Below are 23,607 nucleotides of genomic sequence, written 5' to 3'. Positions count from 1 at the left end.
GCCTGAGAACTCCCCATGGGTCGGGCTCAGGCACTCGACTTCGCTGGTTAGGCTGGCTCCATGGCTTCGGCGGTGACGGTTCCCCGTGCCACCGTCGCGCTCTCGACCGCCTCGGTCTACCCCGACAACTGCGCCGCCGCCTTCGCCACGGCCGACCGGCTCGGCTACGACGGCATCGAGGTCATGGTGTGGACCGACCCCGTCACCCAGGAGCCCGGCGCCGTCAAGGCGCTCAGCGAGCACCACGGCATACCCGTCGTCTCGGTCCATGCACCCACGCTCCTGCTGACCCAGCGCGTCTGGGGACCCGATGCGTGGACCAAGGTCGACAAGTCGATCGAGCTCGCCCACGAGGTCGGCGCGCCGACGGTCGTGCTGCACCCGCCGTTTCGGTGGCAGAAGGACTACGCACGCGACTTCGCCGAGGGGGTGGCGGTGCGCGAGCACGACAGCGGCGTCCGGCTGGCGGTGGAGAACATGTTTCCGTGGCGCGCCCGGCAGCGGGAGTTCGAGGCGTACCTGCCGCACTGGGACCCGGTTCCCCAGCCCTACGACCACGTGACGCTCGACCTGTCGCACACCGCGACGGCCGGGTCCGACGCGATGGCGATGGCGGCGGCACTCGGTCCGCGGCTGACCCACGTGCACCTCGCCGACGGCAGCGGCTCATCCAAGGACGAGCACCTCGTGCCCGGCCGCGGGAGCCAGCCCTGCGCGGAGTTCCTCGAGCTGCTGGCGGCCCGGGACTTCGCTGGCTCGGTCGTGGTCGAGGTCGGCACCCGCAAGGTGACGCCCGAGCAGCGTGACCTCGACCTGGCCGAGGCGCTCGCGTTCGCCCGCCTCCACCTCGCCACCGCGGCCGCGACCGGGGCGGACGCGCGATGAGCCCGCGCGGGCGCCGGCCCGGCGGCGGTGACACCCGTGCCGACATCATCGAGGCGGCCCGGGACGAGTTCGCCGAGGGCGGCTACGACACCACGTCGCTGCGGGCGGTGGCGCGCCGGGCCGGCGTCGACCCCTCGCTGGTGCACCACTACTTCGACGGCAAGCCGGCGCTGTTCGCCGCGGTCATCGGCGCGCCCGCCGACCCGTCGGCCCTCATCGGCCAGGTGATCAGCGGCCCGCGCGAGGACGTCGGCGAGAACCTCGTGCGCACCTTCCTCACCCTCTGGGACTCGGCCGAGGGCCAGCCCCGGCTCATGGCGATCCTGCGTTCGGCGATGACGCAGGAGACGGCCCGCCGGATGATGCGCGAGTTCCTCACCCGCGAGGTGTTCGGGCGGATCGCCCGGGAGTTCGCCGGTGAGGCGTCGCCGGACGAGATCGAGCTGCGCGCCGGGCTGGCCGCCGGGCAGATGGCCGGCATGGCCCTCATGCGGTACGTCATCGAGGTGCCTGCGGTGGTGCAGGCGTCGCAGGAGGACCTCGTGCGCTGCCTCGGGCCGACGTTGCAGCGCTACCTCGTCGACGGCTGAGGCGCAGGGCCGCAGTCGAGGGGTCGCGGCGCGCTGAGGCCGAGGGCGTTCGTCAGCGCGCCGTGACCCCTCGTCGGCACCCGCGGCCATTGCGTGGTGCCTGCCTGTGCGCGTACATTCATCACATGATGAATTACGCGGTCGAGATCGAGCGGCTGCGGGTCGTGCGCGGCGGGCGGGTGGTGCTGCCCGACCTGTCGGTGCGCATCCCCGCGGGCCAGGTCGTGGGTCTGCTCGGCCCCAGCGGCAGCGGCAAGTCCACGCTGATCCGCGCGGTCGTGGGCGTCCAGCTGGTCGAGTCGGGCGAGGTCCGGGTGCTGGGGGAGCCGGCCGGGTCGGCGGGCCTGCGTCGCCGGGTCGGGTACGTCACCCAGGCGCCGAGCGTCTACGACGACCTCAGCGTGCGCGCCAACGTCCGCTACTTCGCCGACATCCTCGGTATGCCGGCCGCGAAGGTCGACGAGGCCGTCGCCGCCGTGGACCTCACTTCGCACGCCGACACGGCGGTGGGCCGGTTGAGTGGTGGGCAACGGTCACGGGTCTCGTTGGCCTGTGCCCTGGTCGGCGATCCGGACCTGCTCGTCCTCGACGAGCCCACCGTCGGGCTCGACCCGGTGCTCCGTCGCGACCTGTGGGAGCTGTTCAGATCCCTTGCTGCACAAGGGCGTTCGCTTCTCGTGTCAAGCCACGTCATGGATGAGGCGGTGCGCTGCGACCGGCTGCTCCTGTTGCGTGAGGGAGAGGTGCTGGCCGACGCCACGCTGCCCGAGCTGCTCGAGGCGACGGGAGCGGTCGACGCCGAGTCCGCCTTCCTCGCCCTCATCGACCGCGGACAGGAGGTGCTGCGATGAGCCTGCGCCGCACCCTCGTCACCGCCGGCCGCGTGCTGGCCCAGCTGCGTTCCGACCACCGCACCATCGGACTCATGCTCGTCGTGCCGTGCGTGCTGCTCGGCCTACTCGCGTGGATCTTCCAGGACACCCCGGTCTTCGACGGCATCGGCGCCTCGCTGCTCGGTGTCTTCCCGTTCGTCGTGATGTTCATCGTCACCAGCGTCGCCACCCTGCGCGAGCGCACCAGCGGAACGCTCGAACGCCTGCTCACGACCCCGATGGCCAAGGGCGACTTCATGTTCGGCTACGCCCTGGCATTCGGCGTCATGGCGGTCGTGCAGGCCCTCGTGGCAACGGGTTTCGCCGTCTGGGTGTGCGGGCTCGACGTCGCGGGGCCGCTGTGGCAGCTGGTCTGCGTGGCCGTGCTCGACGCGGTGCTCGGCACCGCGATCGGGCTGCTCGCGAGCGGGTTCGCGCGCACCGAGTTCCAGGCGGTGCAGTTCATGCCGGCCTTCGTCCTGCCGCAGTTCCTGCTCTGCGGGTTGCTCGTGGCGCGCGACCGGCTGCCCGACGTGCTGCGCTGGCTGAGCGACGTCCTGCCCCTGTCGTATGCCGTGGACGCCATGAAGTCGGTCACCGCCAGCACCGCTCCCGGCGCCGACGTGGCGCAGGACGCCGGTGTCATCGCGCTGTGGGTGGTCGTCGCCCTGGTGTTCGGCAGCCTCACCCTGCGCCGCCGCACCGCCTGAGCCGCTGCGCGCCGCAAAACTCGGCCGAGTGGCCGAAAGTGTCGGTGTCGGGTGCTGCTGGGTCCGCGAAACTCGGCCGAGTGGCCGAAAGTGTCGGTGACCACCGCCCAACGGTGCCCTTGCCTGCGAGACCTGACTCCACGGCATACCGACGGCACCGTTAGATTTGTCCGCGGCCCAGAACCGCCCCCAGAAAGGCCGCCGCCCGTGGACGCCAGTGACCTGCTGCGCAACGCCCTGCTCCAGCTCTCCAAGAGCGACGGCGTCCGCCGGACCATCGAGAAGGCGCCGGTGAGCAGCCAGGTCGTCCACCGGTTCGTGCCGGGCGACTCGACCGAGGACGCCGTGCGCGCCACGGCCGAGCTGCGCGCCACCAACCGGTTCGCCACGATCGACTACCTCGGCGAGGACACCACCGACCTCACCCAGGCGATCCGCACCCGGGACCACTACCTCGAGCTGCTCAAGGCACTCGCCGACGCCGACCTGTCGCAGCACGGCATGGGCGAGGTCAGCCTCAAGCTCTCGGCCCTGGGCCAGTACCTGCCCGGCGACGGCGACAAGATCGCCCTCGAGCACGCCCGCGAGATCTGCGTCGCCGCCCAGGAGGCCGGCACCACGGTCACCCTCGACATGGAGGACCACACCACCACCGACGCGACGCTCGAGGCCCTGCGCGAGCTGCGCAAGGACTTCCCGTGGGTGGGCGCGGTGATCCAGTCCTACCTGCGCCGCAGCGTCGCCGACTGCGAGGACCTCGCCCACGAGGGCAGCCGGGTCCGGTTGTGCAAGGGCGCCTACAAGGAGCCGGAGTCGGTCGCGTTCCAGTCCGGCGGCGAGGTCGACCAGAGCTACGTGCGGTGCCTCAAGGTGCTGATGGCCGGCGCCTGCTACCCGATGGTCGCCAGCCACGACCCGCGGCTCATCGAGATCGCCGGCGCGCTCGCTGCCCACCACGAGCGCGAGGCGACGAGCTTCGAGTACCAGATGCTCTACGGCATCCGCCCCGAGGAGCAGAAGCGCATCGCCGACCGCGGCGACCAGATGCGCGTCTACATCCCCTATGGCGAGGAGTGGTACGGCTACCTCATGCGCCGCATGGCCGAGCGCCCCGCCAACACGATGTTCTTCCTGCGCGGTCTCGCCAGCAAGAACTGAGGGGCGTCCGGCCCGGCCCGGCTGCCAGACTTGGGCCATGGCAACGCTCGCGATCCTCGGCGCCGGCACGATGGGGGAAACCCTGCTGTCCGGCCTGATCCGTTCCGGCCGCAGTGCCGCTGACATCGTCGTGACCGCGCGCCGACCCGAGCGGGCGGCCGAGCTCGCCGAGCGCTACGGCGTCCGCGCGATGGGCAACGTCGAGGCGGCGAAGGCGGCCGACACCCTCGTCCTCGGCGTGAAGCCGCAGGACATGGGCGGGCTCGTCACCGAGATCCGTGACCACGTACGGCCCGGCAACCTCGTCGTGAGCCTCGCCGCCGGCATACCGACCGGCTTTCTCGAGAGCCGCCTCTCCGAAGGGGTCGCGGTCGTGCGGGTCATGCCCAACACGCCCGCCCTCGTGGACCAGGGAATGTCCGCGGTCAGCCCCGGCCGGTCCGCGGACGCGGCGCACCTCGAGGAGGCGGCCGAGCTGCTGCGCTCGTGCGGCCGGGTGGTCCAGGTCGCCGAGAAGCACCAGGACGCCGTCACCGCGATCAGCGGCTCCGGCCCGGCGTACATCTTCTACGTCGTCGAGGCGATGATCGAGGCAGGCGTCGTGCTGGGCCTGCCGCGCCCCACGTCGACCGAGCTCGTCGTCCAGACGCTCTTCGGCGCGGCCACGATGATGCGCGAGACCGGACAGCACCCCACGGTCCTGCGCGAGCAGGTCACCTCGCCCGGCGGCACGACCGCTGCCGCGTTGCGCACCCTCGACGACCACAAGGTGCGCGCCGCCTTCATCTCGGCGATGGAGGCCGCGGCGCAGCGGTCGCACGAACTGGCGTCCGGGCATGACTGAGCGGGTGGTCGCCGAGGCCGTGACGGTATGCCGCGTGGCCCAGTCCGACTGGGAGGTCCAGCGAGCGGTTCGGCTGGCGATGCTCCTCGACGTGCCCGCGGCATACGGGTCGACGTTCGAACGCGAGCTGGCGATGAGCGAGAAGGACTGGCGGGAGCGGCTCGCGATCGGTGCTGCGTGGCTCGCGATGGACGGCTCGCTGCCCGTGGGAGCTGCGAAACTGATGCCGGCGCGGGGCGACGGCTCCGGCGGTGAGGTGGACACGCACAACCTGGTCGGCATGTGGGTGGCGGCGCACGCGCGTGGGCGCGGGGTGGCCGATGCGCTGGTCGATGCCGTCGTGGCCGAGGCCCGGGCGCTCGGGCTGCGGCGGGTGACGCTCGACGTCGAGGCCGGCAACGCCCGGGCGATCGGGTTCTACGAGCGGTATGGCTTTGTGCGGACCGGGCGGACCAGCACAGTCCCGCACCAGGGGACACCAGAGTTCGAGATGGAGCTCGTCCTGGCGCGCTGAGACCCGCTGGGTCGGGCCGGAGGTGCATTTCTGACGGAAGCGGCGGGAATCCCCGCAGGTCAGACGGCATTCGGTGCATTGCAGGCGGTTTCGCCACTTCTCGACGCCGCTTTCGCCCTGCGTGAACACTGGGCAAACCCCCCTGACTCGACCGGGCAGGTTCGTGTCACAGTGGTCCCATGAGCGACGAGATCACGGTGCGCCCGCTGGGCGTCGACGACTGGGAGCAGTACAAGGCAGTCCGCCTGAACGCCCTGGAGGAATCGCCGGAAGCCTTCGTCGCCACCTACGACGAGGAGAAGGACTACGACGAGGACCTCTGGCGCAAGCGGATGCAGCGCTCGGAGCGGTTGCTGGCTGAGAACGGCAACGGTGTCGTGGGTGTGGCCAGCGTCGGCACGGCCCGTCCCGTCGAGGACGAGGACAACGCCGACGGTCTCGTGGGGGAGCTGTTCGGCCTGTGGGTCACCCCGGCGGCTCGGGGCACCGGTGTCGCGACCCGGCTCGTGCGCGCGGGAGCCGAGGCCGCCAAGGGCCAGGGCCGCAGACACCTCGTCTACTGGGTCGGCAGCGACAACGGCCGCGCCGTGGCGTTCGCCAGCGGGTTCGGCTTCCGGCCGACCGACTACCGCCGCCCGATGCGGGTCAAGGCCGACGACAGCGAGGAGGAGATCGCGATGATCCTCCCGCTCGGCGAGGACCGCGCGGTCCCGACGCTGCGCGTCTGACCCCTACTGCTGCAAGGCGTTACGGCCGCTGGGCCAACCGCTCGATCAGCTCGGTCGGGCCGCTGACGATCAGGGTGTCGTGCGCGGTCACCTTCGTCTCCGGCACGGCATACGTGAAGTCCTGGCCCGGCGCCTTGACGCCCACGATCGTCACGCCGTACTTGCTGCGAATTGCACTCTGCGCCAACGTGAAACCGATCGCCTCCTGCGGCGGCTTCATCTTGACGATGGCGAACCCGTCGTCGAACTCGATGTAGTCCTTCAGCTTGCCGTTGACGAGGTGGGCCACCCGCCGGCCGGTCTCCGCCTCGGGCAGGATCACGTGGTGCACGCCGATCCGCTCGAGGATCCGCTTGTGCTCCGGGCTGAGGGCCTTGGCCCAGATGGTCGGGATGCCGACGTCCACGAGGTTCATCGCGGACAGCACGCTGGCCTCGACGGACGAGCCGATCCCGAGGACCGCCAGCCGGAAGTTGCGCGCCTTGAGCGAGTTCATCGAGGACGGCACGCTCGCGTCGGCCTGCACGACCTTGGTCACCTTGCCGAGGAACGTCTCGGCCAGCACCGGGTCGCGCTCGACGGCGACGACGTTGTGCCCGAGTCGCTGCAGTTCCAGCGCCACGGCGCCGCCGAAGCGGCCCAGTCCGATGACCAGGACGTCGTCCTCATAGAGCTTCTTCGCCACGGTGGGCACGCTACATGCTGTGGGTCTCGAGGGCGGCGGGTGCCGCACAGGTGGGCGCCGGGTAGCGTTCCAGCATGCCCGCACAGGCGCGCGTGGTCTGGGACCCGGACTTCACGGCATACGACTTCGGGCCGGGTCACCCCATGAACCCGGTCCGGCTCGACCTGACCGCCCGGCTGTGCCAGGACCTCGGCGTGTTCGACGCCCCAGGTGTCGAGGTGTTCTCGCCGCCCGTCCCCGGTGACGAGCTGCTCGCGACGGTGCACGACACGGCATACATCGAGGCGGTGAAGGCGGCCAGCGACGACCCCGGCGTCGCCGACCCGGCCCGCGGGCTCGGCACCGAGGACGACCCGGCGTTCAAGGGGATGCACGAGGCGAGCGCCCGCATCGTCGAAGGCACCCGGCAGGTGTGCCAGGACGTGTGGGAGGGGCGCGCCGAGCACGGGGTGAACTTCTGCGGCGGGCTGCACCACGCGATGCGCGACCGGGCCGCCGGCTTCTGCATCTACAACGACATCGCGGTCGGCATCCAGTGGCTGCTCGACCAGGGCGCCGAGCGCGTCGCCTACGTCGACGTCGACGTCCACCACGGCGACGGGGTCGAGCGGGTCTTCTGGGACGACCCCCGGGTGCTCACCATCTCGGTGCACGAGTCGGGACGGATGTTGTTCCCCGGCACCGGTTTTCCCGCCGAGGTGGGTGGGCCGGACGCGCAGGGGTACGCCGTGAACGTCGCCCTCCCGCCGGGGTTGGGTGACTCGGCGTGGCTGCGTGCGCTGAACTCGACGGCGCTGCCGCTGGTGCGGGCGTTCCGGCCCGAGGTGCTCGTGACCCAGCACGGCTGCGACACCCACATGCAGGACCCGCTGGCGCACATGGCGCTGTCCGTGGACGCCCAGCGCGCGGCAGCCGAGACGCTGCACAAGCTGGCGCACGAGGTCGCCGGGGGCCGCTGGGTCGCTCTGGGTGGCGGGGGCTACGAGCTGGTCGACGTGGTGCCGCGCACCTGGACCCACCTGACGGCGATCGCGGCGCATGCCCCGGTGCCCCTGACGGCGGAGGTGCCGGAGAGCTGGCTGGAGCACGTGCGGCGGGTGTTCGGGCGTGAGGGTCCGCGGCGGATGGGTGACCTCGACCCGAAGGACGGTGGCATCTGGGTGCAGCCGTGGGACCTGGGGTACAACCCGCACAGCGAGTCCGACCGGGCGATCATGGCGACCCGCGAGGCGGTCTTCCCGTTGCACGGACTCGACCCGTTCTTCGACTGACGACGACAGCGGGAGGTCGCAGCGAGCGCCAGCGAGCGAGGACCGCAGCGCGGAGGAGTCGGGGGATCCCGACCGTCGGTAACCCACCCAATTGGACGATGGTTGACGTCAACGATCTTCCAATTGGGTGACTTACCGACGGCGTCGCGGGTGACAGCGGTGTGATTTCTCGGCTGATTTGCGTAGGCCGATCGGCGTGTCGTCTGGACTTTTGCTGGGAACTTTCTCCATGGGCTTCCCCACGAGTCACATCTGCCCCTACAGTTCAGTCTGCACGAGCGTAGTGGTCCGCCGGAGGGGAAGCCGGCGATGCGCGCGTGCAGGAGATCGAGGTGATCATGTCCAACGAGCGACAGCTCGCCGAGGTGCGGTTCCTGACCGTCGCCGAGGTGGCCTCGATCATGCGCGTGTCGAAGATGACCGTGTACCGCATGGTGCACGCCGGGGAGCTCCCAGCCATCCGTGTGGGTCGATCCTTCCGGGTGCCGGAGGACGCAGTGCACAAGTACCTCCGGACGTCCTACGTCGACACCGCATGATGAATCGCTGACCGCAGACGAAGGGCGGACCGGGCCAGCTGGCCCGGTCCGCCCTTTGCGTTGCCCGCCCACTGCACGGGGGTGCCGGCCGCTGCGACCGGCACCCCGCGGCATACCGCTAGCGGTTGTCGACCGCGGTGACGTCCACGGTGACGTTGGCTCCGGTGTAGAGCTGGGTCACGAGGTAGACCGACCCCGGCGGGATGACCGCCGACTCGTCCGCCGCCGACGTCGCCACCGAGCCGGTGAGCTGGCACGTGCTGTCGAGGAAGTACAGGTCGAGGTCGTGGCCCAGGGTCGCGTCGGCGTCGCTGGTGCCCTTCACCGAGACCGAGTGCAGGCCGTCGGAGAAGCCGGCGGGGAACTTGGTCACCCACGCGTCCGCGCCCTGGCTGGCCGGCGGGAACGTGCATGCGGTGTTCATCTCGGTGCCGGTCACGCCGAACACGTTCTGCAGCCCGGTCGGGTCACCCGCGGCCGGGTTGGGTGCGGTGATCGTGCCGTGGTCGGTGTACGCCGGGTCCGGGGTGACGGTGCCGTTCTGGACGACCGCGCCCGACCCGAACACCTCGATGTCGGCGACCTGCGCCTGGGTGCTGGTGTTGCCCTGCACCGAGTCGATGAAGAACCGCACGTATGCCGCCTTGACCGGCTTGGCGAGCGCGAAGCTGGCGAAGTTGAGGTCGGGTGCCGTCGGCCGCGGTGCCTGGTAGCCGAACGCGCCGGTGCGCGCGGTCGTCCACGAGACGCCGTCGTTCGAGGTCTGCACGGTGAAGCCCTTCAGCGCCGTGAACCGCGAGGCGTTGGTGGCCTTGTACGCGCTGACCCGCACGCTGCTCACAGTGGCCGGGGCGGCCAGCTTGACGGTGACGCGCTGGTCCGGGCCGTCGTTGTAGGGCGTGCCACCGGTGTCCTTGGTGGCCCACACCGACGCGGCGGTGTCGTCGAACGCGAACTTGGCGGGGGCGCCGTCGTCCTGGCTGGACGCGCTGACCACCGTTGCGCCGGCTGACGTCGAGGCGAGGTTCGGCGCGAGCTTGATCGTCCGGGCGGTGTTCTTGCCGGCCGCGATCGCCAGGCCGGGGATGGTCTGGACGCCGAACCCGGGCGCCTGGATCGTCAGCGGGTAGCTGCCGGCGACTGCCTTGATGCTGGCGCCGCCGGTGCTGCCGGTGCGCGTGAGCGGGGTGACCCGGGCCTCGTAGACGCCGAGGATCACCTTGGCGTTCTTGACCGGCTGTCCGGTCGTGGCGTTGACGACGGTGATGGCGACGGTGCCGTTCTTCGCGGCCGCCGGGTGGTCGAACCCGGGCTGCGGGTCCGTGTCGTCGCCGGTCTGGGTGACAGCCGACGCGCCTGCGCCGCGCCGCGCGAACACCGACCAGATGAGGTCGGTGTTCTCACCGTGGTTGCGGTCGACGTCGGCGGCGAGGATGCCGTCGCGGGCGTCGAGGAAGCTCGGGTCGGGCGCGGTCAGCGGCATACCGTCGGTCACGAGTCGGGCGGCGACGTCGCTGCCCTTGGCGAGCCCGTACTTCGCCACGAGGGCCTTCTGGAGGTCCCACAGGGTCGCGGTCCAGATCTCGCCGTCGGCGTGCACCTCCGGACCGGTGAGGTCGTAGCCGATGTCGCCGAAGGTCGTCGGGTTGGCGTTGTAGTCGTAGTTGCGGATGCCGCGGACCTCGTTGCCCGTGGCGTAGGCGCCCACGACCGCGCGGGTCGGCTCGAGACCGGTGCTCTGGGCGTGGTTGAGGGCGTACCAGTCGCCCCAGCCCTCACCCATCGACCCCGCCTGCTGCGAGCCGAGCGCCGAGCCGCCGGCGACGTACCGGTTCGACAGGCCGTGGCTGTACTCGTGCTGGATGACGGTCATGTCCATCGAGCCGTCGCGGTAGGGGCCCTCGAACGCGTCGTCGATCGGCTCCCACAGGAACATGCCACTCCACGGGGGTATGCCGTCGTCGAGGGTGAGCATGTACGCGTTGTCGCGCCCGGTGTAGGTCGGCGCACCGCCGGATGCGGCGCCCGCCTGGACCAGCCCGCGGATGGCGTCACCGCCGAGGCCGCCCTTGCCGCCGTTGTCGAGCTGGAAGTTGCCGGCCGTCTCGGTGAAGCCCCACTTGTAGTAGTCGTCGTGGATCCGGTTGTGCTGGAAGAACAGGTTCGTCGCCGCGGGGTTGAGGTCCTCGGCGTACGACGGCGGGACCGTCTGGCCCTTCGTGGCCGCCCACTGGTTCGTGTAGGTGTAGCTGAAGTTGCCCGTGGGGGAGACCGGGCGCGGCGCGTTGTCGACCGGCCCGATGTAGTTGGACCAGTTGGCGTAGCTGTCGGCGTTGTTGCCGTAGGTGGTCACGCCGGTGCCCACGAGCCCGGTCGGGTCGACCCAGCCCTTGGGTGAGGCGGTGGTGGGCCCGAAGGACTGCTGTCGCGGCTGGCCGCCGCGGGCGGCGCCCGGGTAGTTGTCGTAGACGGTGCCCTGCGGGTCGCCGTCGAAGTTCACGACGGTGGTGCGGTAGAGCGTGCGACCGGTCGTCGCGTCGACGACGACCTCCCACGCCTCGGTGGTGCTCTTGACGAAGTAGACCTTGTAGGCCGCGACGGCGCCGTCACGGGTGCCGAAGACGGCCTTCTTCACGTACGACGGCCCACCGAAGGGGCCCTTGTCGTAGGTCGTGTAGCCGGCCTGCGTCCCCGTGGCCTTGGGCACGTAGGTCGTGCCGGCCGCGAGGCTGCCGGCCACCTTGACCAGCGCCCCGGCGTCACCGAGCACCCAGCCGCCGGTGAGGGCGGCACCAGGGGTGGGGTCACCGGCATACGAGAGCACCCGGCCGTCCTTGGTGACGGCGACGTTGAGGCGACTGCCCCGGACGGCGGCCACGCCGGCATACGTCTGCACGAAGCTGACCGTGTGCGTGCCGGTGCCGGGCAGCTCGTGGTCGCGGACGACGGCCAGCTTGTCGACCTGGGCCGTGGTGAGGCCGAAGGCGGCCGCGTGCTCGCGCAGCCAGCCACGGGCCACGTCGACGGCCGCGCCCGACTGCGGCGCGGTGAGGTAGCCGCGGTCCGACCGGACCGAGCGCAGCGTGCCGAACCGCTCGTCCCAGGTGGCCCGCGCGCCTGCGCCCGCGCTCGCGAGGAGGCCCTTGGCGGCGTCCCGCGTCGCGGTCGTCGGCACGACGGCTGCGGTGACGCCGCGGGTGTCGAGGGTCTTGGTGAGCTGGTCGACCGTGTCGCCCAGCACCGTCGAGAGGGACGGGGTGCTCTGGGCGGCGGACGCGATGGAGAGGGGGAGCGCGGTGGCGGCTGCGGTCAGCAGGCACACCCCCACGGTGGTGGTGCGAAGGTGGGACATCGTCGTCTCCTGAGTGGGTGAAGCGTGGGCGAAACTTCCCCGGCGGCAGCCTGACAACGAATGGCGGTCCCCTCGGTTACTGGCAGGTAGGCCGCGGGTTTGGGCCGTGCGCGTGCGGCCGGTAGAGTGACGCCCTGTTCGGCGTGGTGCGTTGGTTGCCCCGTCCGGCAACCCGACCACGACGAGAGGACATCATGGGCTCTGTCATCAAGAAGCGCCGCAAGCGCATGGCGAAGAAGAAGCACCGCAAGCTGCTTCGCAAGACGCGCCACCAGCGCCGCAACAAGAAGTGACGAAGAGCCCCCGCCCACGCGGGGGCTTTGTCGTTCGAAGTGGTCTCGAGCCGGGGGAGGCGAGGGTATGCCGCGTGGTCGCAGGGTGCGATGGACGTCACCGCCTCGAGCGGCCCGGCGCTCGGTAGGGTTTGCCCGTGGCTGACGTCGTCCTGGTGACCGGGGTCTCCCGCTACCTCGGCGGGCAGTTCGCGCGAGCCCTCACGAAGGACCCGTCGATCAGCCGGGTGATCGGTGTCGACGTGATCCCGCCACCCCACGACATCGGGCGCACGGAGTTCGTGCGGGCCGACATCCGCAACCCGATGATCGGCAAGATCATCGCGCAGTCCGAGGTCGACACCGTCGTGCACATGAACGTCATCGCGACGCCGACCCACGCCGGTGGCCGGGTCTCCCAGAAGGAGATCAACGTCATCGGCACCATGCAGCTGCTGGCGGCCTGCCAGAAGGCCCCGTCGATCCGTCGGCTGGTGGTGAAGTCCTCGGCCGCCGTCTACGGCTCGAGCCCGCGTGACCCGGCGATGTTCACCGAGGACATGGGGCCAAAGTCGTTGCCCCGAGCGGGGTTTGGCAAGGACTCGGTCGAGGTCGAGGGCTACGTGCGTGGGTTCTCGCGGCGGCGCCCGGACGTCGAGATCGCCATGCTGCGGTTCGCCAACATCATCGGCCCGGGCATCCGCACCTCGCTCACCGACTACTTCACGCTGCCGGTGGTGCCGGTGCCGCTCGGCTTCGACGCGAGGCTCCAGCTCGTGCACGAGTCCGACGCGATCGGAGCCCTGCTCGCCAGCACCAGCGGCCCGTCGGGCATCACCAACATCGCCGGCGACGGGGTCATCACCGTGACCCAGGCGGCTGCCCTCGCGGGGCGGCCGGTCGTGCCGGTGCCGCTGCAGGCGGCCGGTGTGTTCGGCGGCTTCATCAAGCGATCGGGACTGGCCGACTTCAGCTCCGACCAGATGCAGTTCCTGGCCTTCGGGCGGGGGCTCGACACCACCCGCATGCGCGAGCACCTCGGGTTCGAGCCGTCGTACACGACCCGGGCGGCGTTCGAGGACTTCACCCGGGCCATCGGGCCGGCCGTGCCCGGTGCCCCGTTCGTGGGCAGCGCACTGTCGGGGCTGGCCGGCAACGCAGCGCACGTCATCGGCGGCGCCCTCGCCGCAGCCGGAAGGAACCGCTGATGCCCGCATCGACCGGGGCGTCGCGCCCCGCCAAGAAGGCCGCTGCCCGCAAGGGCGCGCTGGCCGCCGGCGCCGCACGGGCCTCGGGGGAGCGGGCCAAGCGGCGCCGCACTCCGCTGATCGCCGAGCCCGCGGAGTCCACCGAGGCCACTGACTCCGCGCCGGCTGCCGAGGCCGCCGAGCCCACTCCGCCGGTCGCGGAGGCGACGGCAGCCGCGGCGGCGACCGGCCGGCATACCGAAGCGGAGGTGGTCGACGAGGAAGAGTCCGCGAAGGCGCCCCGCCCCGAGCACCGCCCCCGCCCCGTGGCCAAGGCGGTCCCGACCAGGAAGACGGTCGCCCGCTCCGGCACCCGAGCGCCCAAGGCATCCCGCACCCGGCGGCCGAGTCCTCGCACCAAGGCGAGCGCGGAGCGTCCGGTGCGGGCCCTCAAGGCCGTGCCACCGGTCGTCGAGCTGCCCGAGACGTCGTCGGACGAGCAGGGTGCGCCGCGGGGTGTCCCGCCGCGCACCTCGGTGACCCCGGGTCTGGAGGAGCTGCTCGGTGCGGGCATCGCCGCCGTGCGCACCGCTGCCGAGGCCGCCGGGGTCTCACCCGACGACGTCGAGCGGCACCTCGCCTCGCTCCTGGCGTTCGTGCGGCGCCGGCTCACCGGAGACTTCACCGTCGACGACTTCGGGTTCGACGAGGACTTCACCGAGAGCTTCTATCTGCCGGTGCTGCGCCCCCTCTACCGGCACTGGTTCCGGGTCGAGGTACGCGGCATCGAGAACATCCCAGCCACGGGCGGCGGCCTCGTCGTCGCCAACCACTCCGGCACCGTCGCCATGGACTCCCTGATGACCCAGGTCGCGGTACACGACGAGCACCCGGCCCACCGGCACCTGCGGATGCTCGGCGCCGACCTCGTCTTCCAGACCCCCGTCATGGGCACGGTGGCCCGCAAGTCCGGGTCGACGCTCGCGGCCAATCCCGACGCCGAGCGGCTGCTGTCGAGCGGCGAGCTCTGCGGCGTGTGGCCCGAGGGGTTCAAGGGCGTGGGCAAGCCGTTCAGCGAGCGGTACAAGCTCCAGCGGTTCGGCCGTGGCGGGTTCGTGTCGGCGGCCCTCAAGACCGGTGTGCCGATCATCCCGTGCTCCATCGTCGGCGCGGAGGAGATCTACCCCATCCTCGGCAACATGAAGACCGTGGCGCGGTTGCTCGGGGTGCCCTATGCGCCGATCACCCCGACGTGGCCGCTGCTCGGTCCCCTGGGGTGGATTCCGTTGCCCAGCAAGTGGATCATCGAGTTCGGCGCCCCGGTCGAGACGGCCGACCTCGGGCCCGGTGCGGCCGACGACCCGATGCTCGTCTTCGACCTCACCGACCAGGTGCGCGAGACGATCCAGCAGACGCTCTACTCCCTGCTGATGCAGCGCCGCTCGGTCTTCTTCTGATCAGGGGAGCGTGATCGTCACGCCGGGCAACGTGACCGGCCCGACGGTCGAGCCCGGCACGGTGGCGCCGACGCCACCAGTGCCCACGGTGACCGACGGAAGCGGCACCGAGGCCGTCACGGACGGCACCACGGGCACGGTCGCACTGATGGTGGGCAGGCCGACCGAGGCGCCGCCGGTGCCCGCGGTCACGCCTCCACCCCCGACGCCGGCACCGAGGCCACCGGTCCCGGTGGACGCGGACGGCAGCGGTGCGCCGCCGCCGGTGCCGACGGGGCCCTTGGGGACCGTGACGCGAGGACTCGTGGCGCGCGGCTTGGCCGACGTCTTGGTCGCCTGCCTCGACTGCTGGGCGGGCGACTGCGATGAGCCCGTGCTGCTGACTGCGGTGGTCGGCACCGAGGGCAGTGACGCCGGGCCGAAGGCGCCGGTGAGCTCCGAGCAGGCCGGGCCACAGGTCGCGATCCGCCGAGCGGTGACCTCCTGGCCCTGGCGCAGGAGCGCCTCGAGCTGCACCACGAGCGGCAGCGACTGGGCCGGGACGTCGGTGCGCAGCACGTCGATCTGGGGCAGGGCGCGGGCGGTGAAGTCGCGCATGGCGATGAGCGCCTGCGGGTTGCCGGTCGTGGCGTATGCCGTGTCGAGGGAACGCTGCCCGTCGCGGACCGAGGCGATGGCCGAGCGCAGCGCGATGTCGACGTTGTCGGCCGACCCGTCGTGCTCGGCGAGGTCGCGGGCGTCGGAGATGTGCTCCTGCGCCTGCGAGAGGTAGGTCTGGCCACGGTCGAGGTCGCTGGTGGCAAGGCGGACCTGGACGCCGTCCAGCCAGCCCTTGACGGGGTACAGCGCCTGACCGGGAACGGTGGAACGGGAGGCGGCGCCGACGACACCGCCGACGAGCAGAGCCGAGGCGGCGGCACCGGCGACGAGCCGGGGCAGGCCGCGGCCGACGACCACGACGACCGGCGCCGAACGACCCGCCGCGCGGCGTGCGGCGGCGGTCTTCGTGGCGACGGGTGAGGGCGCGGGCATGGCGGCGGCCTCGGCCATCAGCCGCTCGCGCAGGGTGGCGACGAAGGCCGGGTCCGGGCTCGGGCCGCCGGCGGCGCCGAGGTCGACCAGGTGCCGACTCGTCTCGACGAGCTCGGCGATGGCGGCGTCGGAGACGGGCTGGCCGTCGAGCGCGCGCTGGAAACGGTCAGCCGCGCGGTTCAGCACTGGCACACCGACACCTCCTCCCCGGCTCGATCGTGGTCCTCCACCGTGACAAACGACGCGGCCACGCCGAAGTCACGGCGTGGCCGCACGTGACCGGCGGGTAACTTGTGCGGGCCACGCGAACGGCCGCACGCGGCATACGACGCCTCACAGCTCGACATCGGCGAGCTCCCGGTGGAGGGAGCGCACCGCCCGCAGCTGGAGCTGCTTGACCGCACCCTCGGACTTGCCGAGCACCTTCGCGGTCTCGGCGAGCGAGAGCCCCTGGAGGAAGCGCAGCACGACGCACTCGGCCTGCTCGGGCTTGAGCGACTTGACCGCCTGGAGCAGCCGCTCGTCACGCAGCCGCTCGAGCACCTCGCCCTCGGGCGCGGCCTCGACCCGCGGGTCGGCGTCGAGCATGTCGGCGGTGCTGACCTCCATACGGAACCGCGCCGACTTGGCGTTGTCGGTGATGAGGTTGCGGGCGATGGTGATGAACCACGCGGCGATGTCGCGGCCCTGCCACGAGAACGAGTCCATGCGGCGCAGCGCCCGCAGGAACGTCTCGGACGTGATGTCCTCGGCGAGCTGCTTGGTGCCCACCCGCACGTAGACGTAGCGGTAGACGGTGTCGACGTAGCGCTCGTAGAGCAGGCCGAACGCCTCGGAGTCACCCTTCTGCGCGAGCTCGACGAGCGCCGAGACGCGTTCGAAGTCCTGTGGCGCCTCGCCCGGGGCAAACCCGGCGTTCGCCGCGGACCCGCCCCCGCGCGGACCACCCGGGATCGAGCCGGCGCCCTCGGCGAGGCTGAGCGCGACCCGCAGCGACCGGAGGAACTGCTCGGTCGCTGCGCCCATCCCGTGGTCGGGGCCGCCGACGGCCACCGGCGCGAGGGCAGGACGCAGCACCGCGCCTCGGTGCGCGGCGTCGCGACGGATGCTGAACCGGATGCGAGACCTCCTGACCGAGAGACAGTTTCGCCGATGTGGGCTCATTTGTCAGGAGGAACCGACCACAAAACCCCCGCACGGACGTTGGGCGGCCGCGAGCGACCAACCGGCCCACTCCGCCCGTGCGCCAGGCGGTCAGGGGCGCAGCAGGACCTTGCCGACGCGCCCCGGCACCCGGCTGGCCCGGGCAGCGTCCGCGATCTCCTCGAACGGGTGGGTCGCGGCGACCGGCAGGGTCAGGGTGCCCGCGGCGATGCCCTGCACGAGCTCGGTCATGAGTGCGCCCCGCTTGGCGGCGTCCATGGCACCGAAGACCTTGCTCCCCCAGAAGCCCTTGACCACGGCCTGCTTGAAGATGAGCTCGCCCGAGCTCAGCTGCATCGTCGGTGAGGCCATCGCCCCGAAGACGACCAGCACGCCGTCCGGCGCGAGCAGCGACAGGACCTCGCCGCTCGCCGCGCCGCCGACCGAGTCGACACCGGCCACGACCGGGCTGTCGCCGACGACCTCCCGGGCGCGCTCGCGCCAGCCCTCGTCGTCGGTGGCGACCACCCGGTCGATGCCCTGGGCGGCCAGCTCCAGCACGCCCTCGGCGCGGCGCACGAGCCCGAGCACGTTCACCCCGCGAGCCGTCGCGAGCTGGGCGAAGAGCCGTCCGACGGCGCCGTTGGCCGCGTTCTGCACGACCCAGTCGCCGGGGGAGACCTGCAGGAAGTCCAGCAGCGCGATCGCGCTGAACGGCATCGACACGAGCTGCGCCGCAGCCTCGTCGCCGATGCCGTCCGGCACGGGCACCAGCCCGGCCGCCGGTGCCACGAAGTACTCGGCCCACACCCCGAAGGTCCCGCCAGTGGCGACCCGCTGGCCCACCTCCAGACCCTCCACACCGGGGCCGAGGGCCTCGACGACGCCGACCGCCTCGGTGCCAGAGCGCGCGGGCAGCTCGGGCTTGAACCCGTAGTCGCCGGAGACGGTGAGCAGGTCGTGGTTGTGGATGGGGGACAGCAGCGTGCGCACCAGCACCTGACCGGGGCCTGGCTCGGGGACCGGCACGTCCTGCACGGTCAGGACGGTCGCCGGGTTGCCGAACTGGGTGTGGACGAGTGCGCGCATGGAGGTCTCCTCGGGGGCTGTGATGGGTATGCCGTGTGGGTGCCCACCTGCGTCGGCTCACCCGCACTCCCGCAACACCCCGGCAGGCACCGGTATGCCCGACGCACGTCGGTGACGGTCTCGCGAACCCGGCCACGCGGCATACCCTGATCCGGTGTCCGCGACCCCACGCATCACCCTCATCGGCAAGCCCGGCTGCCACCTGTGTGACGACGCCCGCGCCGTGATCCAGCGGGTGGCCGCCGACCTCGACGTCGGCTGGGAGGAGCGGTCGATCCTGCAGAACCGCGAGCTGGCCGAGCTGTACGCGGAGCAGATCCCGGTCACGCTCGTCGACGGCCGCCAGCACGACTACTGGCGCGTGGACGAGGCCCGGCTCCGGGCCGCGCTCGGCGGCTGACCGGGGCCGCCGCAGTGGCCTGCGCCACACCCGTCTCACGCCCACGGCGAACGGCTGCTTGTGACTTTGTGCATTCGTTCACAAAAGCGTAATCTGCAAGGGCTCCCGTCCGCTCCAGCCAGGTGCGGGCCGCCTGTTGTAGAGAAGGAGCCGTAGCACCGTGACCGCCGACCCGAGCGCCCGTCGGGGCATCCCCGACGCCACCGTCGCTCGGCTTCCCGAGTACCTGCGGGCACTCACCGGCTTCGCCGAGCGCGGGATCACGTCGGTCTCCTCCGAGGAGCTGGCTGCCGCCTCGGGCGTGCGCAGCGCCAAGCTCCGCAAGGACCTCTCGCACCTCGGCTCCTACGGCGTGCGCGGTGTCGGCTACGAGGTCGACCACCTCGCCTACCAGATCTCGCGCGAGCTCGGCCTCACTCAGGACTGGCCCGTGGCCATCGTCGGGATGGGCAACCTGGGTCACGCGCTCGCTGCCTACAGCGGGTTCGCGACCCGCGGCTTCCGCGTCGTGGCGCTGCTCGACCAGGACGAGGCGCTGCACGGGCAGCAGATCGCGGGCCTGCCGGTGCGGCCCATGGACACCCTCGACGCGCTCGTCGCCGAGGAGGGCCTGGCCATCGGGGTCATCGCGACTCCCGCCGGCTCCGCCCAGGACGTCTGCGACCAGCTCGTCGCCGCCGGGGTCTCCTCGATCCTCAACTTCGCTCCGTGCGTGCTCGTGGTGCCCGACGGGGTCGACGTGCGCAAGGTCGACCTGTCGACCGAGCTGCAGATCCTCGCCTTCCACGAGCAGCGCAAGGCCCTCGCCAGCGCGGCCCTCGGCCCGGTGGCCAAGGGGGTCGCCAAGTGAGCCTCGTCGTCCTGGGCCTGTCCCACCACACCGCGCCGCTGCCGCTGCTCGAGGCCATGTCGCTCGACGGCGACCACCGCAGCGCCCTCGCCAGCCGCCTCACCGCCGGTGAGAACGTCGCCGAGAGCGTCGTCGTCTCCACCTGCAACCGCACCGAGGTGTATGCCGACGCGCTCACCTTCCACGGAGCCGTCACCGAGATCGTCGAGTCCCTGACCGCCCAGACCGGCGTCGACCCCGACGAGCTGCGCGAGCACCTCTACGTGCACTACGAGGACCGCGCCGTGGCGCACGCGTTCACGGTCGCCTGTGGGCTCGACTCGATGGCGGTCGGCGAGGCCCAGATCCTCGGCCAGATGCGCACGTCGCTGCGCGAGGCCCAGCGCGGTGGCCAGGCGGGCCCGGCGCTCAACGCGTTGTTCCAGCAGGCGCTGCGCGTGGGCAAACGGGCCCACGCCGAGACCGGCATCGACGCCGTGAGCGTCTCGCTCGTCGAGGCCGGGCTGGCCCGCGCCGAGGCCGAGCTGGGCCCGCTCGCGGAGCTGTCGGTGCTCGTGGTCGGGGCGGGCGGCATGTCGTCCCTGGCGGCGACCACCGTGGCCCGTCGCGGTGCCGCGCGCCTCACCATCGTCAACCGCACCCTGTCGCGCGGTCGCCGCCTGGCCGAGCGCACCGGCGGCGTCGCGCGCCCCCTGGGCGAGCTCGACGCGGCCCTCGCCGACGCCGACCTCGTGATCTCCTGCACCGGCTCGACCGGTCTGGTGGTCGACCTGCCCACCGCCGCCGACGCCCAGGTCGCCCGCTCCGGCCGCCCGCAGTCCTACCTCGACCTCGCGCTGCCGCGGGACGTGGCCCCCGAGGTCGCCTCGCTCACCGGTGTCCGCGTGGCCGGGCTCGACGTCCTCGGAGACGATCTCTCCGCCGGGCAGGCCTCGGCCCAGGTGCAGGAGGTGGCAGACCTCGTCATCGGTGAGGTCGCGGCCTACCTCACCTCCCGCGCGGCCGAGTCGGTCGCGCCGACGGTGGCCGCGCTGCGCTCGGCCGCGGCCGAGGTCGTCGCGAGCGAGCTCGCGCGCCTCGACCAGCGGCTGCCCGACCTCGACGAGGCCACCCGCGCCGAGGTGCAGCTCGCTGCCCACCGCATCGTCGAGAAGCTGCTGCACCGCCCGACCGTGCGCGTCAAGGAGCTGGCTGTCGGCGGCCAGGGCGACGACTACGCGCGCGCGCTGCGCGAGCTGTTCGACCTGGGACCGGGCGAGGCCGCCACGAGCAGCGCCGTGCCCCCGCGACAGGGAGGTATGCCGTGAGCGCACCTTCCGTCTGCCGTCCCCTGCGGCTCGGTACCCGTCGCAGTGCCCTCGCCACCACCCAGTCGGGGCTGGTGGCCGACCGGCTGCGCGCGCTCGGCCACGAGGTCGAGCTCGTCGAGGTGGTGACCGAGGGCGACACCTCGACGGCCTCGCTCTCCTCCCTCGGTGGCACCGGGGTCTTCGCAGCCGCCCTGCGTCGCGCGCTGCTCGACGGTGAGGTCGACCTCGCCGTGCACTCGCTCAAGGACCTGCCCACCGCGCCCGAGCCGGGGCTGGTCGTCGCCGCCATCCCGGTGCGCGAGGACCCCCGCGACGTGCTCGTGGCCCTTGACGGGCTCACCCTCGGTGAGCTCGGCGCGGGCGCAGTCGTCGGCACCGGCTCCCCGCGCCGCGTCGCCCAGCTGGCTGCGCTCGGAATGGGCTTGGAGTTCAAGGACATTCGCGGCAACGTCGACACCCGCATCGCCATGGTGCGCGATGGCGCGCTCGACGCCGTCGTGCTGGCGCGGGCCGGGCTGTCCCGGCTCGGCCGCCTCGACGAGGTCGCCGAGACGCTCGACCCGCTGCAGGTCCTGCCGGCCCCCGGCCAAGGTGCGCTGGCCGTCGAGTGCCGCGCGGACGACCTCGCGACCCGTGAGCTGCTCGCGGCGCTCGACGACGCCGACACCCGCGCCTGCGTCACCGCCGAACGTGCTGTCCTGGCCGCCCTCGAGGCCGGCTGTTCCGCGCCCGTCGGCGCCTTGGCCGAGGTCGTCGAGGGCGAGCACGGAATCGAGCTGTCCCTGCGGGCGTTTGCAGGAACGGTGGACGGGGCATTCGACCTGCGCCGATCCATCGTCGGCCCGGTCGACGACGCCGAGGCGCTCGGCCAGCGGCTCGCAGCCGTCCTGCTCGAGGACGGCGCCGCCGACATCACCGGCACCGACGTCGCCGCACCCGACCCCCGACCACCGGTTCCCGACCCAGCCGGGGCGACCGGAGCCGATCCGTTCGCCGCCGCCGACCCCCGCACCAGCCCCACCGAAGAACCCCGCCCGGAACAACACCGCACGGAGCGTGCCCAGTGAGCCCCACGCGCTCGACCCAGACCACCACCAAGACCCGCGCCCCCCGCGTGCCCGGTCGCGTCGCCTTCGTCGGCGCCGGCCCCGGCGACCACGCGCTGATGACCGTGCGTTCGGTCGAGCTGCTCGCAGCCGCCGACGTCGTCGTCATCGACCAGGTCGCCCGCGAGGACGTCGTACGGCGCTACTGCCGTGACGACGTCGAGGTCGTCGACGCCAGCCACGGCGACCACGGCCAGCCGCTGACCCACGCGATGCGGGCCAAGCTCGTCGTCAAGGCCGCCAAGTCCGTCCCCGGCGGCCTCGTCGTCCGCCTCATGGACGGCGACCCCGGCACCTTCAACGGGCTCGCCGAGGAGGCGCTGGCCTGCCACAAGGCGGCCATCGGCTTCGACGTCGTGCCCGGCGTGAGCGCGGTCTCGGCCGTCCCGGCATACGCAGGCATCCCGCTCACCTCGAGCCAGTCGCCCGCGGTGCACGTCATCTCCGCCAACGACCGGCACGTCGACTGGAACGCCTCGGTCGCCGAGTCGGTGACCGTCGTCCTGCTCGGCCCGCCCGAGGACCTCGCCGGCGCGCTCGCCAAGCTGCTCGACGCGGGTCGCACCGCCGACAGCCCGGTCGCGCTGACCGAGCGCGGCACCACGATCCGCCAGGCCACCCGGGTGACCACCCTCGGCGAGGTCGCCAAGGTGATGAAGACCGTGCAGTTCCCTGCGCTGGCTGTCGTCGGCTCCACCGTGGCGCTGCGCGAGCAGCTGTCGTGGTTCGAGACCAAGCCGCTGTTCGGCTGGAACGTCCTGGTGCCCCGTACCAAGGAGCAGTCCGGCTCGACCATCAGCCGGCTTGAGTCGTTCGGTGCGACCGCCGAGGTCGTCCCGACGATCTCCGTCGAGCCGCCCCGCACCCCGCAGCAGATGGAGCGCGCGGTCAAGGGCCTGGTCACCGGTCGCTACGAGTGGATCGGGTTCACCTCGGTCAACGCGGTCAAGGCGGTCCGTGAGCGGTTCGAGGAGTTCGGGCTCGACGCCCGTGCCTTCGCCGGCCTGAAGATCGCCGCCGTCGGTGGGGTCACCGCCGAGGCGCTGCGCGAGTGGGGCATCGTGCCCGACCTCGTGCCGTCCGGTGAGAACTCCGCGAACGGGCTGCTCGCCGACTGGCCGCCGTTCGACGAGGTGCTCGACCCGATCAACCGGGTCTTCCTGCCCCGGGCCGACATCGCCACCGAGACCCTCGTCGCGGGCTTGGAGGAGATGGGCTGGGAGGTCGACGACGTGACGGCATACCGCACGGTCCGTGCGGCCCCGCCGGCCGCGGAGATCCGCGAGGCCATCAAGGGCGGCCAGTTCGACGCCGCGGTGTTCACGTCCTCGAGCACGGTGCGCAACCTGGTCGGCATCGCCGGCAAGCCGCACCCCTCGACCGTGATCGCCTGCATCGGCCCGGCCACCGCCAAGACGGCCGAGGAGCACGGCCTGCGGGTCGACGTCCTCGCGCCGGAGGCCTCGTCGGACGCGCTCGTCGACGCCCTGGCCGACTACGGCCTGGGCCTGGTCACCGCCGCGGCCGAGGCCGGCGAGGCGGTCGTGCGCCCGTCGCAGAAGAAGGCGTCGTCGCGGCGCCGGGCCCGCTGAGTTGGGCGACCAGACCACGAG

General features: G+C 72.0%; 23 protein-coding genes. 18 read left to right on the top strand and 5 right to left on the bottom strand.

Annotated features, from left to right (window positions below):
• The first annotated feature begins 60 nt into the window (after positions 1-60).
• The 8 genes from HJG52_RS16610 (at position 61) to HJG52_RS16575 (ending at position 6,301) form a co-directional block, all read left to right on the top strand.
• A complete protein-coding gene (locus tag HJG52_RS16610) occupies positions 61-885 on the top strand; it encodes a sugar phosphate isomerase/epimerase family protein (RefSeq protein WP_171244738.1) in 825 nt (274 codons plus the stop codon).
• Entirely contained in the window at positions 882-1,475 is a 594-nt protein-coding gene (locus HJG52_RS16605) for a TetR/AcrR family transcriptional regulator (protein ID WP_171244737.1), read from the top strand. Before HJG52_RS16610 ends, HJG52_RS16605 begins: the two co-directional genes overlap by 4 nt.
• Positions 1,476-1,600: 125 nt before the next feature.
• Positions 1,601-2,326, top strand: a complete 726-nt coding sequence (locus HJG52_RS16600; protein WP_171244736.1) for an ABC transporter ATP-binding protein — start codon at positions 1,601-1,603, stop codon at positions 2,324-2,326.
• The gene (locus HJG52_RS16595) at positions 2,323-3,057 is read left to right on the top strand and encodes an ABC transporter permease (protein WP_171244735.1); all 735 of its coding nucleotides are present in this window, start codon (positions 2,323-2,325) and stop codon (positions 3,055-3,057) included. Before HJG52_RS16600 ends, HJG52_RS16595 begins: the two co-directional genes overlap by 4 nt.
• 207 nt (positions 3,058-3,264) lie before the next feature.
• Positions 3,265-4,215 carry a proline dehydrogenase family protein gene (locus HJG52_RS16590; protein ID WP_346767798.1) on the top strand — a complete coding sequence of 317 codons (951 nt, stop codon included), beginning with the start codon at positions 3,265-3,267 and terminating at the stop codon, positions 4,213-4,215.
• A 37-nt stretch (positions 4,216-4,252) separates the two neighbouring features.
• On the top strand, positions 4,253-5,059 hold the full coding sequence (gene proC, locus HJG52_RS16585) for a pyrroline-5-carboxylate reductase (RefSeq protein WP_171244734.1): 807 nt from the start codon (positions 4,253-4,255) through the stop codon (positions 5,057-5,059).
• Positions 5,052-5,573, top strand: a complete 522-nt coding sequence (locus tag HJG52_RS16580) for a GNAT family N-acetyltransferase (RefSeq protein WP_206070993.1) — start codon at positions 5,052-5,054, stop codon at positions 5,571-5,573. The genes proC and HJG52_RS16580 overlap by 8 nt, the downstream gene beginning before the upstream one ends.
• Positions 5,574-5,752: 179 nt before the next feature.
• A complete protein-coding gene (locus HJG52_RS16575) occupies positions 5,753-6,301 on the top strand; it encodes a GNAT family N-acetyltransferase (RefSeq protein WP_171244733.1) in 549 nt (182 codons plus the stop codon).
• Between the two features lie 19 nt (positions 6,302-6,320).
• On the opposite strand, the gene HJG52_RS16570 is transcribed toward HJG52_RS16575, so the two are convergent.
• A complete protein-coding gene (locus tag HJG52_RS16570; RefSeq protein WP_346767797.1) occupies positions 6,321-6,986 on the bottom strand; it encodes a potassium channel family protein in 666 nt (221 codons plus the stop codon).
• A 74-nt stretch (positions 6,987-7,060) separates the two neighbouring features.
• Here HJG52_RS16570 and HJG52_RS16565 point away from each other — a divergent pair, with 74 nt between their 5' ends.
• Both HJG52_RS16565 and HJG52_RS16560 read left to right on the top strand, forming a co-directional pair.
• Positions 7,061-8,257 (top strand): acetoin utilization protein AcuC, encoded by a 1,197-nt coding sequence (locus HJG52_RS16565; protein WP_171244731.1) that lies wholly within the window; start codon positions 7,061-7,063, stop codon positions 8,255-8,257.
• Positions 8,258-8,595: 338 nt separating this feature from the next.
• Positions 8,596-8,796, top strand: a complete 201-nt coding sequence (locus HJG52_RS16560; RefSeq protein WP_056915613.1) for a helix-turn-helix domain-containing protein — start codon at positions 8,596-8,598, stop codon at positions 8,794-8,796.
• 118 nt (positions 8,797-8,914) lie between these two features.
• Here HJG52_RS16560 and HJG52_RS16555 read toward each other — a convergent pair whose 3' ends face one another.
• Positions 8,915-12,148 carry a M36 family metallopeptidase gene (locus HJG52_RS16555; RefSeq protein ID WP_171244730.1) on the bottom strand — a complete coding sequence of 1,078 codons (3,234 nt, stop codon included), beginning with the start codon at positions 12,146-12,148 and terminating at the stop codon, positions 8,915-8,917.
• A gap of 194 nt (positions 12,149-12,342) precedes the next feature.
• Between HJG52_RS16555 and HJG52_RS16550 the strand changes: the two genes are divergently transcribed.
• The 3 genes from HJG52_RS16550 to HJG52_RS16540 all read left to right on the top strand — a co-directional run bounded on the left by HJG52_RS16550 (position 12,343) and on the right by HJG52_RS16540 (position 15,064).
• On the top strand, positions 12,343-12,441 hold the full coding sequence (locus tag HJG52_RS16550; protein WP_003792170.1) for a 30S ribosomal protein bS22: 99 nt from the start codon (positions 12,343-12,345) through the stop codon (positions 12,439-12,441).
• Positions 12,442-12,578: 137 nt separating this feature from the next.
• Complete coding sequence (locus HJG52_RS16545; RefSeq protein ID WP_171244729.1) at positions 12,579-13,628, top strand: NAD-dependent epimerase/dehydratase family protein; 1,050 nt, start codon at positions 12,579-12,581, stop codon at positions 13,626-13,628.
• On the top strand, positions 13,628-15,064 hold the full coding sequence (locus HJG52_RS16540) for a lysophospholipid acyltransferase family protein (protein WP_171244728.1): 1,437 nt from the start codon (positions 13,628-13,630) through the stop codon (positions 15,062-15,064). The genes HJG52_RS16545 and HJG52_RS16540 overlap by 1 nt, the downstream gene beginning before the upstream one ends.
• Here the strand turns inward: HJG52_RS16540 and HJG52_RS16535 are convergent, their stop codons facing one another.
• The 3 genes from HJG52_RS16535 to HJG52_RS16525 form a co-directional block, all read right to left on the bottom strand.
• Complete coding sequence (locus tag HJG52_RS16535) at positions 15,065-16,288, bottom strand: DUF5667 domain-containing protein (RefSeq protein ID WP_171244727.1); 1,224 nt, start codon at positions 16,286-16,288, stop codon at positions 15,065-15,067.
• 141 nt (positions 16,289-16,429) lie between these two features.
• Positions 16,430-17,173: a sigma-70 family RNA polymerase sigma factor gene (locus tag HJG52_RS16530; protein ID WP_346767796.1), complete on the bottom strand. Its 744-nt coding sequence runs from the start codon at positions 17,171-17,173 to the stop codon at positions 16,430-16,432.
• A gap of 177 nt (positions 17,174-17,350) precedes the next feature.
• Entirely contained in the window at positions 17,351-18,328 is a 978-nt protein-coding gene (locus HJG52_RS16525) for a zinc-binding dehydrogenase (RefSeq protein ID WP_171244726.1), read from the bottom strand.
• A 154-nt stretch (positions 18,329-18,482) separates the two neighbouring features.
• On the opposite strand from HJG52_RS16525, the gene HJG52_RS16520 reads away from it, so the two are divergent.
• From HJG52_RS16520 to HJG52_RS16500, 5 genes are all read left to right on the top strand, one after another.
• Entirely contained in the window at positions 18,483-18,728 is a 246-nt protein-coding gene (locus tag HJG52_RS16520; RefSeq protein ID WP_171244725.1) for a glutaredoxin family protein, read from the top strand.
• A gap of 160 nt (positions 18,729-18,888) precedes the next feature.
• Positions 18,889-19,578: a redox-sensing transcriptional repressor Rex gene (locus HJG52_RS16515; protein WP_171244724.1), complete on the top strand. Its 690-nt coding sequence runs from the start codon at positions 18,889-18,891 to the stop codon at positions 19,576-19,578.
• Positions 19,575-20,885 carry a glutamyl-tRNA reductase gene (locus tag HJG52_RS16510; RefSeq protein WP_171244723.1) on the top strand — a complete coding sequence of 437 codons (1,311 nt, stop codon included), beginning with the start codon at positions 19,575-19,577 and terminating at the stop codon, positions 20,883-20,885. Before HJG52_RS16515 ends, HJG52_RS16510 begins: the two co-directional genes overlap by 4 nt.
• Entirely contained in the window at positions 20,882-21,955 is a 1,074-nt protein-coding gene (gene hemC, locus HJG52_RS16505; RefSeq protein ID WP_171244722.1) for a hydroxymethylbilane synthase, read from the top strand. The genes HJG52_RS16510 and hemC overlap by 4 nt, the downstream gene beginning before the upstream one ends.
• Positions 21,952-23,586, top strand: a complete 1,635-nt coding sequence (locus HJG52_RS16500) for a uroporphyrinogen-III synthase (protein WP_171244721.1) — start codon at positions 21,952-21,954, stop codon at positions 23,584-23,586. The genes hemC and HJG52_RS16500 overlap by 4 nt, the downstream gene beginning before the upstream one ends.
• Positions 23,587-23,607 lie beyond the last annotated feature (21 nt).

Source organism: Knoellia koreensis, from assembly GCF_013041615.1.
Lineage (GTDB): Bacteria > Actinomycetota > Actinomycetes > Actinomycetales > Dermatophilaceae > Pedococcus > Pedococcus koreensis.
Note: the sequence above shows the minus strand (reverse complement) of the source record. Positions and strands in the feature narration are given on the sequence as shown.